The sequence below is a fragment of the Streptosporangium pseudovulgare genome (genome assembly GCF_014648055.1).
Classification (GTDB): Bacteria; Actinomycetota; Actinomycetes; order Streptosporangiales; family Streptosporangiaceae; genus Streptosporangium; species Streptosporangium pseudovulgare.
In genome coordinates this window covers 151,278-166,662 of the sequence record NZ_BMQJ01000004.1, presented here as the reverse complement: position 1 = coordinate 166,662, position 15,385 = coordinate 151,278, and the positions used below count along the sequence as shown (strand labels likewise).

The following is a 15,385-nucleotide window of genomic DNA, read 5'->3' as shown; positions in this document are numbered from 1 at the left end:
GGAACACGCGATCACGTCACGCCTGGCCGGCCGACCGCAATCGAACGAGACACACCCGGCAGAATCGACGCACCGTCCGGTATCCGCTTCAGGACACCACCGCCGGCCCGCCGCCCCCGGTCAGGCATCCGGGGCCGGGTCGCCGCCTGTCTCCTCTCGGATCAGGCGGCCCGTTCCCTCCGATGTCGCCTCCAGTCGCCACCCGTCCGGCCACACATGGTCGGCCGCCGGATCGACCACCACGGCCCCGTCCAGCTGGGCGCGCCCGATGAAGGTCGCCTCGGCGAACCAGGCGTCCCCGGCGAAGGACGCCTTGGCGAACCCGCCGCCCCCGGCGAAGGTCGCCTCGGCGAACATGGCGCGCCCGGCGAAGGACGCCCCGAGGAAGCTGGCGCGCCCGAAGAAGGTCGCCCCGAGAAACCTGGCGTCCCCGGCGAAGGACGCCTTGTCGAACCCGGCGACTCCGATGAAGGGCACCTTGTCGAACCAGGCGACTCCGGTGAAGGTCGCCCCGACGAACATGGCGCGCCCGGCGAAGGACGCCCCGACGAACATGGCGTGCCTCGCGAAGGTCGCCTTGTCGCACGTGGCGTCTCCGGTGAAGGTCGCCCCGTTGAACCAGGCGTCCCCGGTGAAGGTCGCCCCGTTGAACCGGACGTCCCCAGCGAAGATCGCCCCGACGAACCGGACGTCCCCGGCGAAGGTCGCCTTGTCGAAGACGGCCTCGGTGGCATGGCCGCCGGTCAGGTCGAAGTCGATGAGGGTGGCGCCGGTCAGGTCCAGGCTCATCCCCTCCCAGAAGGCCGGTGCGGCCGGGAGGGTGGAGCGCCGGTCCGCGGGGCGGTCGTCGCGGAGGTGGGCGGCCAGGATGCGCTGGGCGGTCAGCCGTACCTGCAGCTCGCCCTCCCGGTCGCCGTCCTCCTGCCGCGGCGCGGGTTCGGCGGGCAGGGCGACACCGGCACGGGCCGCCTGGTGACGACGCCGGGCCGCCCGCAACGCGGCCTTGTGATCCCGCTCGGGATCAGGGGCGGGTGCAGGCTCGGGCGGGGTGTACGGCATGCGCAGGTAAGCGCAGATCACGTTGACGATCGTCTGCCGATGACCGGGGTTGTCCTGGGCCAGCCGCTCCAATGCGTACAGGCCGGCCAGGCGGACGGCGGCCTTGTCGTGGCCGAGCTGCTCGGCGGCCTTGGTGTACAGGTCGGTCACCCGGCGCTCGGTGGCGTCGTGCTTGGTGTTGTCGGCCACCTGCTCGGCCAGCGCGGCGTTGCGCTCGGCGAGGTAGGCGGTGACGTGCGCGGCGTGCTCCTGGTGGCGCTGGCGGCGGAAGGCCAGCATCAGCGTGACCGCCGCGCCGACCCCGGCGCCGGCCGCCAGCGCGGTCTGGATCGCACCCTGCCGGGCGGTGGCCTCGGCCACGCTCCACCCGGCCCCCAGCAACAGCCAGGCCACCCCGCCGACCGCGCCGCCCACCAGCAACGTGACCGGCACGATCCACCACGCGGCCGGCCGGGGAGTACGCAACTGCGGCGGAACCACCTCCGCCGCGACGACAGGCACATCGACCGAAGAGGAACGACGACGCGGCAGTAACGGCATGCCTCCCATTCCAGCTGCCCGCGGCCCGCCCCTGGGTGAACGGCATCCGATCGTTATCGGGCGGATCGGGCGGTGCCGACGCACTCATCGACCGGTACGGCGCTGCCCCGTACGACGTCGAAGAGGCGATCCACGCCAGGCTGAGTCCGGGCGCCGCGCGAGAAGGACGCATCATGGCCCGTCCGGCCGCCGATTTGACCTCAACCATGATTCAGGTTGGAGGCTGGGCGGGACGGTCTCTCCCGATGAAGGGTGTTTGCTCATGCGTGCGATCCAGGTGGCCGAGTTCGGTGGTCCGGAAGTACTGACCCCGGTGGACCTGCCCGACCCGGTGCCCGGCCGCGGCCAGGTCGTCGTCGGCATGGCCGCGGCGGATGTCATCTTCCTCGACACCCTGCTGCGCAGCGGCTGGGGCAAGGAGATCTTCCCCCGCGAGCTGCCGTACATCCCGGGCGGCGGCGGAGCGGGCGAGGTGGTGGCGATCGGCGAGGACGTGGACCCGGCGTGGATCGGCCGGCGGGTGGTCACCCGTACCGGCACCGGCTACGCCGAGCGGGTCGTCGCCGACGCCGATGAGATCATGCCGATCCCCGACGGAATGGCCTTCGAGACGGCGGCGGCGCTGGTGCACGACGGCACGACCGCGATCATGATGGAACGGCTGGGTGTGGCGGAGAAGGGCGAGTGGGTCCTGGTGACGGCGGCGGCCGGCGGGGCGGGATCGCTGCTGGTGCAGCTGGCGATCGACGCCGGCGCCCGGGTGGTGGCCGCCGCGTCCAGCGACGCCAAACTGGCGCTGGCCCGCGAACTGGGCGCGGAGGTCACCGTCGACTACACGCGGTCGGGCTGGATCGAGCGGGTCCGCGAGGCGACCGGCGGCGGCGCCGCGCTGGTCTACGACGGCGCGGGCGGCCCGCTCGGTACGGCCGCCCTGAACGCGCTGGCCGACGGCGGGCGGTTCGTCACCTACGGCACCGCCGAGGGCTTCGCCGCCCCGGACCGGGAGCTGGCCGCGCGTCGCGGCCTCCGGGTGTCCACCCCGCTGCTCGACGGCCCGCCGACCCGGGAGGCCGCGCGCGAACGGCTGGCCCTGGCGCTGGAGCTGGCCGCGGAGGGACGGCTACGGCCCGCGATCGGCGCCGTCTACCCGCTGGAGCGGGCCGCCGACGCCCACCGCGCGCTGGCCGAGCGTGCCACGGTGGGCAAGTCACTGCTGCTGCCCGGCGCCACCGGGGCCTGAGCGGGCCGCCGGGCCGGCGCGGCTGAGATCGAGCCCGCTCAGCGTGCCGGGACTGTCTCGTGCAGGAACCGGATCAGCAGGTCCGTCACTTCGGCGGGCTGCTCCAGGTTGGGCAGGTGACCCGCCCGGGGCAGCTCGCGGTGACGGGCATCGGCGAGTCGTTCCGGTAGCCGGGCGGCGGTCTCCCGGAAGTCCACCAGGTCGTGGCCGCCGGAGAGAGCCAGACACGGGGCCTTGATCAGCGAGAGATCCACCTCCGCCTCGGTCGGCGCGAACTCCTCCGCCGCGGCCAGCTGCACGTCGAATGCGCGTCGCTGCATCCGGCGGACCTGTTCCCGAACCGTGTCATCCGCCTCGGGGCCCAGCCAGTTCTCCACATTCAGATCAACGGCCCCCGCGATGTCACCGGCTTCGATCAGCGCCTCCTCCTGTTCGGCGAAGGATCGCAGCACGTCGCTGGGCACGTGCCCGGGTAGAGCGGAACAAAGCAGCACCAGGGCCGTGACCATGTCCGGCCGGCGGGCGGCCACCTCCATGGCCACCTGCCCGCCGTACGAGGACCCGATCAGCGCTGCCCGTTCGATGCCGAGGTTCCCGAGCAGATCCACGACGTCCTCGGCGTCGCCGTACGGGCGGTCCGCCACCGGGGACTCGCCGAACCCCCGGAAGTCACAGCGGACCACCCGGTATCCCGCATCGAGCAGGGCCGGCCACTGCGGATCCCACATGCGCCGATCGCACACCCCGGCATGCAACAGCACCAGCATGGGGCCATCTCCGGCCATGTCATAAGAGAGCGTCATCCAGCAGACCTTAGGCGGAACCACGATCGGCGGCACGTCGATATCGCCGCCGCTCCTCGTACGCCCCAGGGCACGGAGGTCACGGCGGCCGGGCCGGGCCGGTGGCACATCGGCGCGGTGGCCTCACCGCCGGGTCAGGCGAAGCAGTCCAGTCCGGTGAGCTCGCTGGAGAGGGCCCAGAGCCGGGACGCGGAGTCGGGATCGATCGCCCACGGTTTGACGCCTCCGACGAGCACGTCGTCGGTGGTCGCGGGTTCGGCGATGTCGCAGTCCTGGCAGTAGGCGCCGCCGTACTCGTCGAGCAGAGGTGACGTGGCCGCCCATACGGCCGTCGCCGCCCCCTGCGCCGGGGTTTTGAAGCCGTCCGCCTGGTGGCCCTCCCGGGTGATCCAGCCCTGGGCGATCTGCTCCGCGCGGGGGATGTTCCGTTGCAGCGGAGTGAGGATGCTGCCCGGGTGCACCGCGAAGGCACGCACGCCACCGGCCGCGCCCAGGGCGTCGAGGTGGACGGCGAACAGGGCGTTGGCCGTCTTGGACTGCCCGTAGGCCCGCCAAGGATCGTGGTCATGACGGAAGTGCGGGTCGTCCCAGCGGATGTCGGACAGGAAGTGCCCCGACGAGGCGACGGACACCACTCGCGCCCCGGTGGGGGCCAGGGCCGGACGCAACCGGTTGACCAGGGCGAAGTGCCCGAGGTGGTTGATGGCGAGGTGCGCCTCCCATCCGGACCCGACGAGCCTCCGCGGGTAGGCCATGACGCCCGCGTTGTTGATGACGATGTCGAGGATCCGGCCGGTCTCCAGGAACCGGTCACTGAACCTCCGGATGCTGTCGGAGTCCGCCAGATCGAGCTCCCGCACCTCCGTCCGCGGAACATCGCGTAGCGCTTCCATCGCCGCGGCGGGACGGCGGGCGGGCACGATGACGTGCGCCCCGGCGCGGACCAGCGCGCTCGTGGCCTCGAAGCCGAGACCCGAGTAACCACCGGTGATCAGGACGTTCTTGCCGGACAACTCGATTCCGGCCAGGACGTCGTCCGCCGTGCTGTGCGCGCCGAACCCCGAGCCGATCCTGTGTTGCGTGATTGCCATGCGCTCAACGCTAAAATCTAGAGTACGAGCTAGGTCAAGCTACGGCGGTACGGCATGAGCAGAAACGCGGACGGCCTCTCCATCGGAGACGTCGCGAAGGCGACCGGCCTGGGCGTGCACGCGTTGCGGTTCTTCGAGCGTGAGGAGCTCTTCCTCCGCCCGATCCCGCGCACGGCCGGAGGGCAGCGCGTCTACGAACCGGCGGATGTGGAATGGCTCCTGCTGTGCAACCGGCTGCGGGAGTCCGGCATGCCCATCGCCACCGTGAAGAGGTTCGCCCAACTCGTCCGATCCGGTCCGGGCAACGAGGCGGAGCGCCTCGCGCTGCTCGAAGAGCACGAGAGAACCGTCCGGGACAGGCTCGCCGACCTGACGGCCAGCCTGGAGATCATCCACGACAAGGTCCTCACCTATCGCAGGCATGTCGAGGATGGCACCGCGGCCGGGCTCTGGTCGCCGGCATCCTCTTCGCAGCCGTAGTCACAGCCGAGCCCTCTGAGGAGGCCGGCGCCCAGGTGTACGGCGGGCCGTACGTGATCCGCGGCGTTCATATGCTTTTCTGCGGTCAGGCCCGAATCCCGGCTCGGCGACCGGCCTCCCCTCGGACGCCGGTCGCCGACGGCTTCAGGGGCCGGAGAAAGGAAAGAACGTGTCCGAACAAGAAGTCAGCCGGCGTCGGCTCCTGGCCTCGGCGGCGGCCGTCGGCGGTCTGTCATTAGGGCTTTCACTCGTCCCCGCCGGGGCGCACGCCACATCTTCAGCCGGCGGCCGCCCCCGCCGGGCCGGCGCCTCATGGGAGAACGTCATCAAGAAGTCCTCCTTCAGCAGTTCCTCGGCCTTCAACCAGAACTGGAACCATCTCTACCCCTGGGACGGCGACGCCGACACCCACAACGGCGCCGCCAGGATGCACTCCAGCCAGGTCTCCCTCGCCCAGGGCGTGCTGACCCTGAAGGCGACCCGGCTGGCCGAACCCGACGGAGACAGCCCGCACGCGCCGAACGCTCCGCTGTGGTACCGCTCAGGCGCCATCCACGCCAAGAAGCAGATCCTCGTCAACGACCAGTTCCCCGAGTACGACATCGAAGGCGAGTTCCGCACGCAGACCGGGAAGGGCATCTGGCCGGCTTTCTGGACCACCGGGATCTGGCCGGACTGGCCGCCGGAGAGCGACATCCTGGAATACGTGGGGAATTCCACCAACCTTTTCAACACCTGGAGCAGGAGCGCCGACGACAATGAGCACGTCGAGCGTAAGCTGATCAGCGGCAAAAAACCCGATGCCTGGCACAGGTACCGCGTCCGGATGTCCAAGCGGGGAAACGACGTCATGCTCGACTACTACTTCGACGGGGTCCGGAAGGCGACCCACCGGGGAGTCGGCTGGGCCGGTGTCCCCCAGTGGCTCATCATCAATCTGCAGATGGGATCCTGGGCGTCCGGAATCGCGCCTGGCGGTCCCGGCTGGGACAAGCAGCCGGGTCCCGCCGGCAGCACCTACTTCCGTGCTCGCAACGTGCGGGTCGGTCGCATGCGCGCCCGGTGACGCATCACCGCGGGTTGGTCGCATGCGCGCCCGGTGACGCGTCACCCCGGCAGAACGCGACGTCCGCCCGAAGCCTGCGTGGCCGGGGAGCGGTGAGCCGGCTCTCCGGGACGGGCTCACCCGCCCGCCTCTGCCTCGGAGGGGGGAATCCTCCGTCTCCCCTCCTTGTGCCATGACCACGCGAGGGCGGCGATGCCCAGCTGACCGAAAATCGCAAAGGGTATGACGGTCTTACGTGGCTGCGACCACCAGTCTTGAAGTAGATGAGCGATCCCCAGGGGCTGAAAGAAGGCGATGCCCAACCCGCCTATGACAAGAACCACGACGAAGACCTCTATCAAGGTCCCGCCGATGACGTCGGCGACAGGCTCAAGGGAAAGCCTGACCGCCTCCCCGAGTATCGTGATGAATATGAGCATGGAAATCAGCATGACCGCCACCGCGACAAGAAAGTAGAGGGGCTCCTCCTCGCCGCTGAATTCGACGAAGTAGTCTCCGCCGCTTCCGATCGCCTCACGACCGCCCACGACGGCCAGCGGGGACGTCAGCACCACACAGGCCAGAGCCGCGTACATCTGCCACGGCAACCCTCTTCTCAGCTTCACAGGCGTCGGCGCCGAACGAGAAGGGGACGGACCCGCGGAAGGCGACGACTCCGGCTCCTTGGGCTCCGAGCCGGTCGGCCTCCTCGGAGACGAGGACCGCCCCGCCATGGCGATCCACAGTCCGGCCAGCGAGGTCACCGCGGCGACCACGCCTCCCACCTGATCGGCGAGCTCCCATCCGAAGAGCACCACCACTCCGGCCACGGTCAGCCCCGTCAGCAGCAGCGCGATGCCTACCGCCAGCCGTCCCTTCCTGCTCATGGTCGCAGTCTTACAAGCTTTGTATGACTGCGCCCCTGTTTTGGAGGGGAGATCGCCATTGGGTCCACCTGCGCGGCTCACCTCTCGCCATGACATGCGGCACGCAAGGGCGCGGCGCTCATTCGGCGTGAAAGCCCGAGGTCAGGCCGGTAGGTTCCAGCTCGGGCCGTCCGGCTCGCCCAGCCAGACGTACTGGCGGCCCGGGGTGACGGTGAGCCCGAAGGCCGTATGGTCCGGGGACCCGGCCGCCCGCCAGGTCAGCACGGCGTCCTCCACCGCGTCCCACAGCCGCAACGGCCCGCGCTGCCGTACGGTCCCGGAGGTGACCTCGGCGAGCGAGCCGGTGCCCACGTCCCACAGCACGACCTCGTCCCCGCCGCCCAGCCGTACCGCGGACGGTACGGCGAGCTGCGCCACGAACACCCCGGTCCGGTCGTCCAGGACCCGCGGGTCCACCCGGCCGTCCCGGACCTCACCGATCCCGAGGTGCGGGGAGGCCAGTGGAGGCCGCCCGTGGGGCCGGGCGGTCATGAAGTGGAGGTCGTCCGGGAGGAACCGTCCGCCGGCCGTACCGTCGGCGGCGAGCGTGAGGTGCGCGAACGCGCCGCCGCCCAGCCACCCGGACAGCGGCGCGGTGATCGTGCCGCCGTCGCGGACCTGCCACAGCCACGGCAGGGGGACGTAGCGGATCGAGCAGGTGGCGATCAGCCGGTCGTACTCGGCGTTCTTGTCGTATCCGGCGAGTCCGTCCCCGGTCACGAGCGTCGGCGCGTACCCGACGGCGGCGAGCGCCTCGCGCGCCCGGCCGGCCACCACCGGGTCGTACTCGACGGAGGTCACGGCAGCCGGGCCGAGCCGGTGGCACATCAGCGCGGTGGAGTAGCCCGTACCGGTGCCGATCTCCAGCACCGTGTCACCGTCGGAGATCCCGGCGGCCTCCAGCATCCACACGACCAGGCCGGGCATGGTCGACGAGGACGTGGGTCCGCCGGAGACGACTCTCCGGACGCCCCCGGCCTCCGGCACGGCTTCGGCCCCTGGCGCGTCCTCGGCCATAGCGGCGCCTTCGGCCTTCGGCGCGTCCTCCGCCTCCGCCACAGGGGCACCTTCGGCCTTCGTGCCATCGACCATGGCCTCGTCGAGCTGGGTCACCCAGGTCTCGTCGCGGTAGACCAGCTCCAGCCACTCATCGGCCGTCACGTCGTCCCGCCGGACCACCTCCCATCGGTCACCGTGCCCGGTGGGACCGGCGACCGCCGACCCGAGGAACACCTCCCGCGGCACGGCCTCGACGGCCGCCCGCCACGCGGGGTCGGTGAGGCAGCCGTCGCGGACGAGGTGGTCAGCCAGCGTACGGCGAAGCCGCATGGCCAGATCGGATGTCTCGTGGTCCGTCACTTCTCTCCCTCACGGAGCAGGTCGGCAATGGGCAGCCCGCTGGTGTCTCCGAGCCATCTCCACCGGCCGCTGGGGCCGTACTCCAGAAATACCGGAGTGCCGTCCTCACCAAGAGTGAAATCGAACGCGCCGAAGCACGGACCGTGCTCTTCTACGCAGATGAGACTGCCGTCGGCTTCACCCGCTACCGTTTCGCCCGCCGCGTACGCACCTCTTCAGCGACTCGATTCGCGGCCTCGTTCGGACTGTCGTGCTCCCACACTCGAATGACGGACCAACCCGCCTCGGTGAGCAGCCTGTCGGTCTCGGCGTCCCGTTCGCGATTGCGGATGACCTTTTCAGCCCAGTAACCGGCGTTGGTCACCGCCCTGGTGTGGTGCTGGGGACATCCGTGCCAGAAGCAGCCGTCCAGGAATACCGCGACCTTGGCCTTGGTGAACACCAGATCCGCCGTCCGACGAATCTGAGGCAGTGGCCGTGTCGACACCCGGTAGCGGAGACCGAGGGCGTGCACCGCGCGCCGCAATGCGAGTTCAGGCTTGGTGTCTCGTCCTTTGTTCGCCCGCATGCTCTTGCGTACGCCCTCGCTGGACGCGCCAACGGGTCTCACTGCAGCCATGTTGCCCACCGTATCGAGATCCCAGCGCTCGAATTGAGGCCTCAGGTGGCCAAAGACTCACGCACCGTGATAGAGCATCGCCATAGTCATATACGGCGGCATTTTCGGGCGGAGGGGACAGGTGCGGGAGGAGGTGACGCTGGTCGGTCGTTATCGACTGGTCGAGCGGCTCGGGCAGGGAGCCATGGGCGTCGTCTGGAAGGCATTCGACCTGCGATTAGATCGTGAAGTGGCCGTGAAGATCCTCCCGGATCATCTGTCCGCCGAGCCCCGCAAGATCGAGCGCTTCCTTTCCGAGGCGAAGATCGGCGCTGCGCTTCAGCATTCGGGCATCGTCGCGGTGTTCGACGCCGACCAACATGAGGGTCGGCGGTTCTTCGTGATGGAGCTCTTGGCCGGCGAAGATCTGGCCAAGGTACTGGCGCGCTTACGTAACGGCATGCCGATCGCGAAGGTCGTCCGCATAAGCGAGCAGATGGCCAGGGCGCTCGCCGCGGCGCACGCCAAGAACGTCGTCCACCGGGACATCAAACCCGCCAACGTCATGGTCCTCTCCGAGGATCGGGTGAAGGTCTGTGACTTCGGTGTGGCGAGGATCAGACAGGATTCCGCCGGCATGGGGACCGCCGGGATCGGTACGGCCGCGTACATGGCACCGGAACAGTACGAAGGTCGTTTGGACGCGCGTGCCGATCTCTACTCTCTCGGCTGCGTGATGTACGAGATGCTGACCGGCGACCAGCCCTTCGTCGGGATGAACATCTACCAGCTCATGTACCAACACGCCACGGTCGAACCGACACCTCCGTCCACGATGAGAAGTGAGGTTCCGGGCGCCCTGGAGGAACTGGTGCTGGAGCTCATGGCCAAAGACCCGGCTGCACGGCCGCAGAAGGCGTCCGAAGTCGTGGCACGTCTCAAGGCCATGTGTGTTCAACCGCAGGCGAAAAAGCCGACGCCATCTCAAACCGTCACCCCGGTCGATACCCGTCCTCCGCGCTCCGACAGGACGAGGCGTCTGTATCAGCGCCCACCGATGCGACTCCTCAAGTCCGGCACACCGGGACGGCGCCACGACGATTCACACGGCACCGTCGCGAATGCCATCGACCGAGTGCTGGTCGAGGTCGGAGCGGAGGCCAAGGTCACCGGATGTACTCGAGGTCCTGCGTGTAACCGGTACGAGGTTCGACTGAGACCCTCCACGAAGCCTGAAGAGATCATCGCACTCGCGCCCCGGATCGCTCAGGCCCTCGGGAACAACGAAGTCCGCGCCGTTTCAATGAGCGGATCGAGTTCTCCGTTGCCCGGCGTCCAAGCCGTTGTGGTCGAGGTTCCGCATGCCAAGACCGATGTCATCGGCGTGGGGGACGTCCTCCGCGATCTACCTGCGGTCGACTCCGCTAACCCGCTGGTCGTAGGACTCGGCCGCGACATCGACGGAATGCCCGTCACCGCGGACCTGGCGCGTGCTCCCCATCTGCTGATCGGAGGCATCGTGCGAGGTCTCGGAACCGATCCGGTGCTCACGGTCATCACCTCCCTGCTCATGCAGGCGAGTCCTGACCAGGTGCAGATGATCCTCGTGGACGCGCAGACGAACGAGCTCGCTCTCTTCGAAGGGCTTCCCCACCTGGTGGAGCCGATCGTCGGTACGCCACAAGCGGCGGTGGAGTCTCTGCAGTGGGCCGTCGCGGAACTCGACCGCCGCTACGATGATCTGGCCGCCGCCGGATGTCGCACCGTCGTTCAGTACAACGAGGGTGTCTCTACAGGCAGGATTCCCGCGCCGTTACGTTGCCTGGGCGACGCTTCGTTGCCTCATCCGTCTCTCGTGATGGTCATCGCCGAACTCGCCGAGTTGATGCGAGAGGCCCGTGACATGACCGAATCCACCTTGGCGCGTCTCACCCGTCTGGGGCGGGCGGTGGGAATCCATGTCGTTCTGCGTACGGCACAGCTTGACGAACGTGTTCTCACCCCATCGATCAAGGCCTATGTCCCGGCTCGTCTCGCGCTCTCCGCGCCCTCGCGGGAAGACAGTTTCCGCCTCCTCGATGGCGGGGGTGCGGAGGTCCTTCAGGACGGGCAATCACTCTTTCGTTCTCGCGGAGGAGACATGTCGCGCCTGTTGTACACGGCGCGGATCTCCGACGAGGAGATCCGCGCCGTGGTCGACCACTGTCGACGCCAAGAAGTGACCGGTTAGTTCAGGAAAGGGCTCGGCTCGCCGTGCCACGACACGGCGAGCCGTTCCCGGGCCCGGGTGCAGGCGACGAACAGCAGGCATCGCTCCCGCTGCAGATCGTTCCAGTGGGTCGTCGCGTCCTCTTCGAGCGGCCGCACCGCTCCGGCGGATGGAATCTGACCGGCGCCGACTCCGATGACGGCGACGCAGCGGAACTCCAGGCCCTTCATCCGGTGCATGGTCATGACCTGGACATGTCCCTCGACGGCGTCCTTGTCCCTGGTCAGATGGGATGCCGGGATCCCCGCTCTTGTGAGGGCGGCAACGGCGTCCTGAGCATGCGGCCCGGATCGGGCCGCGATTCCGATCTCGTCGGCGGAGACTCCGGCGTCGATCCAGCCCCTCACCACCGTCGCGACGTACGCCAGCTCGGCGTTCTTGGTGGTCGCACCGAACAACCGTGGTCGCTCACCGTGGATCTCGGAACGGTAGCCCGCCAATGTGATCGGTTCGTCTTCAAGCCCGAGGACCTTCTCGCCTGCGAGCATGGCGAGACTCCAGGAGAGGATCTCCGCGGTGGTCCGATAGTTGATCGTCAGCCGAGTGGATCGGCCGGCCACATGGATGCCGACCGAGCCCAGCGACACTCGGTTGTCGTAAATCCGCTGGTGAGCATCACCCGCCAGGAAAATGTCGTCCTGTCCCGTGGAGACCGCGGACCGGAGTACCCGCCAACGCACCGGATGCAGATCTTGGGCCTCGTCCACCACCACATGGTCATACGGCTTGTCGTCCTCCTCGGCGAGGAGACGTGCCGCGGTGGCGCAGACGGTCTCATAAGTACGGGCGTTGCTCTTGTTCAGTTCCTGCTCGAACTCGGTGATGGCCCGCCATATCTGTGCCCGTTGCAGCGGACCGAGGCGCTTACCGCGACCGGTCCGTCGGGCGGCGAGGTAGCCGTCCAGGTCCATCGCATCCTGCGCCAAGACGACCTGCCGCCACTCCTCCATGAGGAATGTCTCGCTGTATTCGAGCTCTCGCCTGCGGATGATCCTGCGCCACATGGCCCGTTCCTCATCGCTCTGCACGAGTGTGAACCGACCGAGCCGCCGCTCGACGGCCCTTCGCGCCACTTGATCGACCGTCAGCACGTCGATACGGGAGAGGACCTCGTCATCGCTCTCCAGCAGGCGTAGGGAATCCGTCAACGAACGGGTCAGCGTCGTGGTGAAGGTGGTGAGCAGGACTCGCCCTCCTTGGGCGGCCAGGTGTCGTGCCCGGTGAAGGGCGACGACCGTCTTACCGGTTCCTGGTCCACCGAGGACCTGGGCGGAGCCGGAGTAGGTGCGGTAGGCGGTCTCTCGTTGGGTCGGATGCAGGTAGATTCGCCAGCGGGCGAAGGGCTTGTCGAACAGCTCGATGATCTCCTCCGCCCCTTCGACCAGCGCCACTTTGTCGGGCATGCGCCGTACGGCGGCGTCCACATCGTTCGGGTCGTACGCCTCGGGCTTGGGTGACCCGACGATGTCGTCCCAGACCTCCTCGGGGGACATCCCGGACGCCAGGCCGATCAACACGTCGTACTGAACCTGAGGGAGGCGTCCCTCCAATGCCTCCAACATTCCGATGTCCGTCAACATCCGGGCGAACTTGCGGACCTGGGCATCGACGCCGAGCCGCGTCAAATCGGCATCCGACACGTGAGCGAACACCGGTCGGACCGCCGACCCCGTATCCCTCGTGAGCCGCTGGATGGTGGCGTCGATGGTCTCGGTGTCGCGGATCTCCATATGCCCGGTTGCGGCGTTGACGGAGATCCGCCGGTTCCGGGCCCACGCGTAGGCATCGTCGTGGTTGTCCACCCTCAACAAGGTGTACCGATCACCGGTCTCCGGAGCCAGCACGATGCCGCGGTACTTCAGGTCGATCCGAATGCTCTTGAGCCGGTCATCGCGAACGTTGCTGAGCTTCTCCAAATGGGCGCCGGCGTGCGAGGTCTGCTCGAATTTGAGGATCGTCTCGACGACCTTCTGCTGGATCGGTCGTTCCAGGCGGACAAGGTCCTGGAGGAAGTCCCGGTGGATGCCCAACTTGGCCATGTCGGCTCCCTTATCCGTTCATGGACCGCTGCCCGGCTCGGATGGGGACGGGAGCCGGGCAGCGGCGAGTGATCAACGTAGTGCGTTCGCCGTGGAGAAGAAGCCGATGGACGGGTCTTCGGGAGTGCCGACGATCAGGGCTCGGTCGAGGAAGAGGTTCTGTGCCTCGCAACTGGTCTCGGCCAGGAGGACGCAGGCGTGGCAGGCGGCCAGGTTGAGGCTTCCGGTGCCGCGTGCCTCCGACTCGATGCAGGGCGGGTCCTGGGAGCACCAGCCGGCTCGGGCCAAGGCCGACTCGAACGAGTCGTACAGCCGCTTGTGCTCGCCCTGAGCCACGACACCTCCGAGGCTGCCCTCCGAGTCACTGGTGGCGGTGTAGATCAGCACACCGGCCATGTCGTTCGCCACGTAAAGGCGTTCGCGTAGGGCCGCCGCCGGGTACCCGGCCTCCAACGTCCACTCGTTGATCAGAATGTGCGCCAGGGTATGAAGCAGCACATAGCGAGGGGTGACCGGTGATTTGACGTCATCGGTTGGCTTGCCGTCATGAACCTGACCGCGCAGGTGTGCGATGTGGTGGCGCCGAATCCGCTCGGCGCGAGAGACGGGTCCGGGGCGGGTCTCCCACTCGCGAAGCCTCTCCTGGTCGATGGCCAGGAAAACGCCTTCGCCGCTGATCTCGATGGCGGGCAGCCAACCGACCTTCTCCAGGGAGAGAGCGGCTCCACGTAGGTCGGTCGCAGCCGGATCAGGTGCATGAACCCGGGTGAACGAATGAAGCGCCCGCACCTCGCGCAGCCGCTTGACCAGCATCGATTTCTCAACACCGTACGGCAGCGCGGCGGAGGGAGCAGAAGCCGGCGGAACGCACTCGAAGTCCTCGCCCCGGTCGACATGGACCGTGCCGTCGTACAGCTTCGCGTACTCCTCACGCCGCAGGTCGTTCGCCGGCTCGAACCCTGCCGACTCATCGGAGTCTGGAAGAGACCTAGCCTCCAGTTCCTTCCGCCGCCGGACGGCCTCCAGGATGTCCTCCGCGGTGAAGCGACTGTCCTCCAGGATGCCCGTCTGCTCGATGACCTTGAGGATCATGTCGTCGGGAGCACCATGTTCGACGAGCACCCTGAATTCGCCGTAGCGCGGGTTCAGTCGTTGCTGAAGGGTCTCCGACCATGGGGGAATCGACAGTGCCGTGCGGTTGATCGGGAACCAGGTGGCCGAGGAGCCTCGCTGAAGCGTACGGGGTATGGCCGTGCAGCCCGGCTGTTCCGATCCTCGACCGAGCCAGGGACGGCGGCCTCTGCACTTGATCCCCAGCGCCTCCATGGCGCGGCCACCGAAGGCGCCCTCCAATGAGGCCGACTTGCCGCAAAGGCACTTGACCACGACGGACCGGAGCGAAGCCGTCCGTCCCGTGCTGTGCAGACTGAGCCCGTGTTTGACCCCTTCGATGAATTCGGTCTTCTTATGCACCCAGTCGAAGTAGGGGAAGTCATCGATGTGCCCGTTCTCGCAGGCGATCACGAATCGGGACGGGACGAGTGGCTTCTCGCATGCTCCGCACAGGTTCTTGCCCGCCGGAGAGCCGAACTTCCTGAACTCCTGAAGCTGCTTGCACTCGGAGCAGGAGTAGATCTCCGGGAAGAGCCTGATCTTGATCCCGTATCCGGATGACGGCTCGTCAGCGGGAGGCAGGTGGAACTTCGCAACCCCCAGCCAATGTTGGAGGCGGGGTTCGTAGACGACCTCCGACGGACGTGCCCTTCGCCAGCCGTCCAGGCCGCTCACGATGTACGACTGGTCTTCGATGGCCACCAACCCACCGACTCCGTAGGTGGTGATCACCTGGGCCCGCCGCACCCCTCCGACAGGCTTCTTCGTCTCTTCCCGCTCGGTGTTCCGGCCAGCACCGGTGCGTCGATTACGCAGCGCCATG

General features: G+C 68.1%; 12 protein-coding genes. 4 read left to right on the top strand and 8 right to left on the bottom strand.

The annotated features are described in order from the left end of the window. Positions 1-120: 120 nt before the first annotated feature. Complete coding sequence (locus IEZ10_RS10430) at positions 121-1,524, bottom strand: pentapeptide repeat-containing protein (protein ID WP_189246288.1); 1,404 nt, start codon at positions 1,522-1,524, stop codon at positions 121-123. A gap of 337 nt (positions 1,525-1,861) precedes the next feature. Between IEZ10_RS10430 and IEZ10_RS10425 the strand changes: the two genes are divergently transcribed. Further along, positions 1,862-2,839 carry a zinc-binding dehydrogenase gene (locus IEZ10_RS10425; RefSeq protein ID WP_189246287.1) on the top strand — a complete coding sequence of 326 codons (978 nt, stop codon included), beginning with the start codon at positions 1,862-1,864 and terminating at the stop codon, positions 2,837-2,839. A 38-nt stretch (positions 2,840-2,877) separates the two neighbouring features. Here the strand turns inward: IEZ10_RS10425 and IEZ10_RS10420 are convergent, their stop codons facing one another. Further along, positions 2,878-3,642, bottom strand: a complete 765-nt coding sequence (locus IEZ10_RS10420; protein WP_189246286.1) for an alpha/beta fold hydrolase — start codon at positions 3,640-3,642, stop codon at positions 2,878-2,880. Between the two features lie 134 nt (positions 3,643-3,776). Further along, positions 3,777-4,733 (bottom strand): SDR family NAD(P)-dependent oxidoreductase, encoded by a 957-nt coding sequence (locus tag IEZ10_RS10415; RefSeq protein ID WP_189246285.1) that lies wholly within the window; start codon positions 4,731-4,733, stop codon positions 3,777-3,779. A gap of 54 nt (positions 4,734-4,787) precedes the next feature. Between IEZ10_RS10415 and IEZ10_RS10410 the strand changes: the two genes are divergently transcribed. Beyond that, positions 4,788-5,213 (top strand): MerR family transcriptional regulator, encoded by a 426-nt coding sequence (locus IEZ10_RS10410; RefSeq protein WP_189246284.1) that lies wholly within the window; start codon positions 4,788-4,790, stop codon positions 5,211-5,213. Positions 5,214-5,382: 169 nt separating this feature from the next. Next, positions 5,383-6,279, top strand: coding sequence for a family 16 glycosylhydrolase (locus IEZ10_RS10405; RefSeq protein WP_189246283.1), 897 nt, complete (start codon positions 5,383-5,385; stop codon positions 6,277-6,279). Between the two features lie 116 nt (positions 6,280-6,395). Here the strand turns inward: IEZ10_RS10405 and IEZ10_RS10400 are convergent, their stop codons facing one another. From IEZ10_RS10400 to IEZ10_RS10390, 3 genes are all read right to left on the bottom strand, one after another. Beyond that, the gene (locus IEZ10_RS10400) at positions 6,396-7,145 is read right to left on the bottom strand and encodes a hypothetical protein (protein WP_189246282.1); all 750 of its coding nucleotides are present in this window, start codon (positions 7,143-7,145) and stop codon (positions 6,396-6,398) included. 141 nt (positions 7,146-7,286) lie between these two features. After that, on the bottom strand, positions 7,287-8,543 hold the full coding sequence (locus IEZ10_RS10395) for a methyltransferase domain-containing protein (protein ID WP_229811130.1): 1,257 nt from the start codon (positions 8,541-8,543) through the stop codon (positions 7,287-7,289). Between the two features lie 184 nt (positions 8,544-8,727). Continuing rightward, positions 8,728-9,162 carry a very short patch repair endonuclease gene (locus IEZ10_RS10390; protein ID WP_189246281.1) on the bottom strand — a complete coding sequence of 145 codons (435 nt, stop codon included), beginning with the start codon at positions 9,160-9,162 and terminating at the stop codon, positions 8,728-8,730. 121 nt (positions 9,163-9,283) lie between these two features. Between IEZ10_RS10390 and IEZ10_RS10385 the strand changes: the two genes are divergently transcribed. After that, positions 9,284-11,371 (top strand): serine/threonine protein kinase, encoded by a 2,088-nt coding sequence (locus IEZ10_RS10385; RefSeq protein ID WP_189246280.1) that lies wholly within the window; start codon positions 9,284-9,286, stop codon positions 11,369-11,371. Here the strand turns inward: IEZ10_RS10385 and IEZ10_RS10380 are convergent. Further along, positions 11,368-13,449, bottom strand: a complete 2,082-nt coding sequence (locus IEZ10_RS10380; protein ID WP_189246279.1) for a UvrD-helicase domain-containing protein — start codon at positions 13,447-13,449, stop codon at positions 11,368-11,370. The two genes, IEZ10_RS10385 and IEZ10_RS10380, sit on opposite strands and share 4 nt — an antisense overlap. A gap of 72 nt (positions 13,450-13,521) precedes the next feature. Continuing rightward, the gene (drmB, locus tag IEZ10_RS10375; protein ID WP_229811129.1) at positions 13,522-15,384 is read right to left on the bottom strand and encodes an MrfA Zn-binding domain-containing protein; all 1,863 of its coding nucleotides are present in this window, start codon (positions 15,382-15,384) and stop codon (positions 13,522-13,524) included. Position 15,385 lies beyond the last annotated feature (1 nt).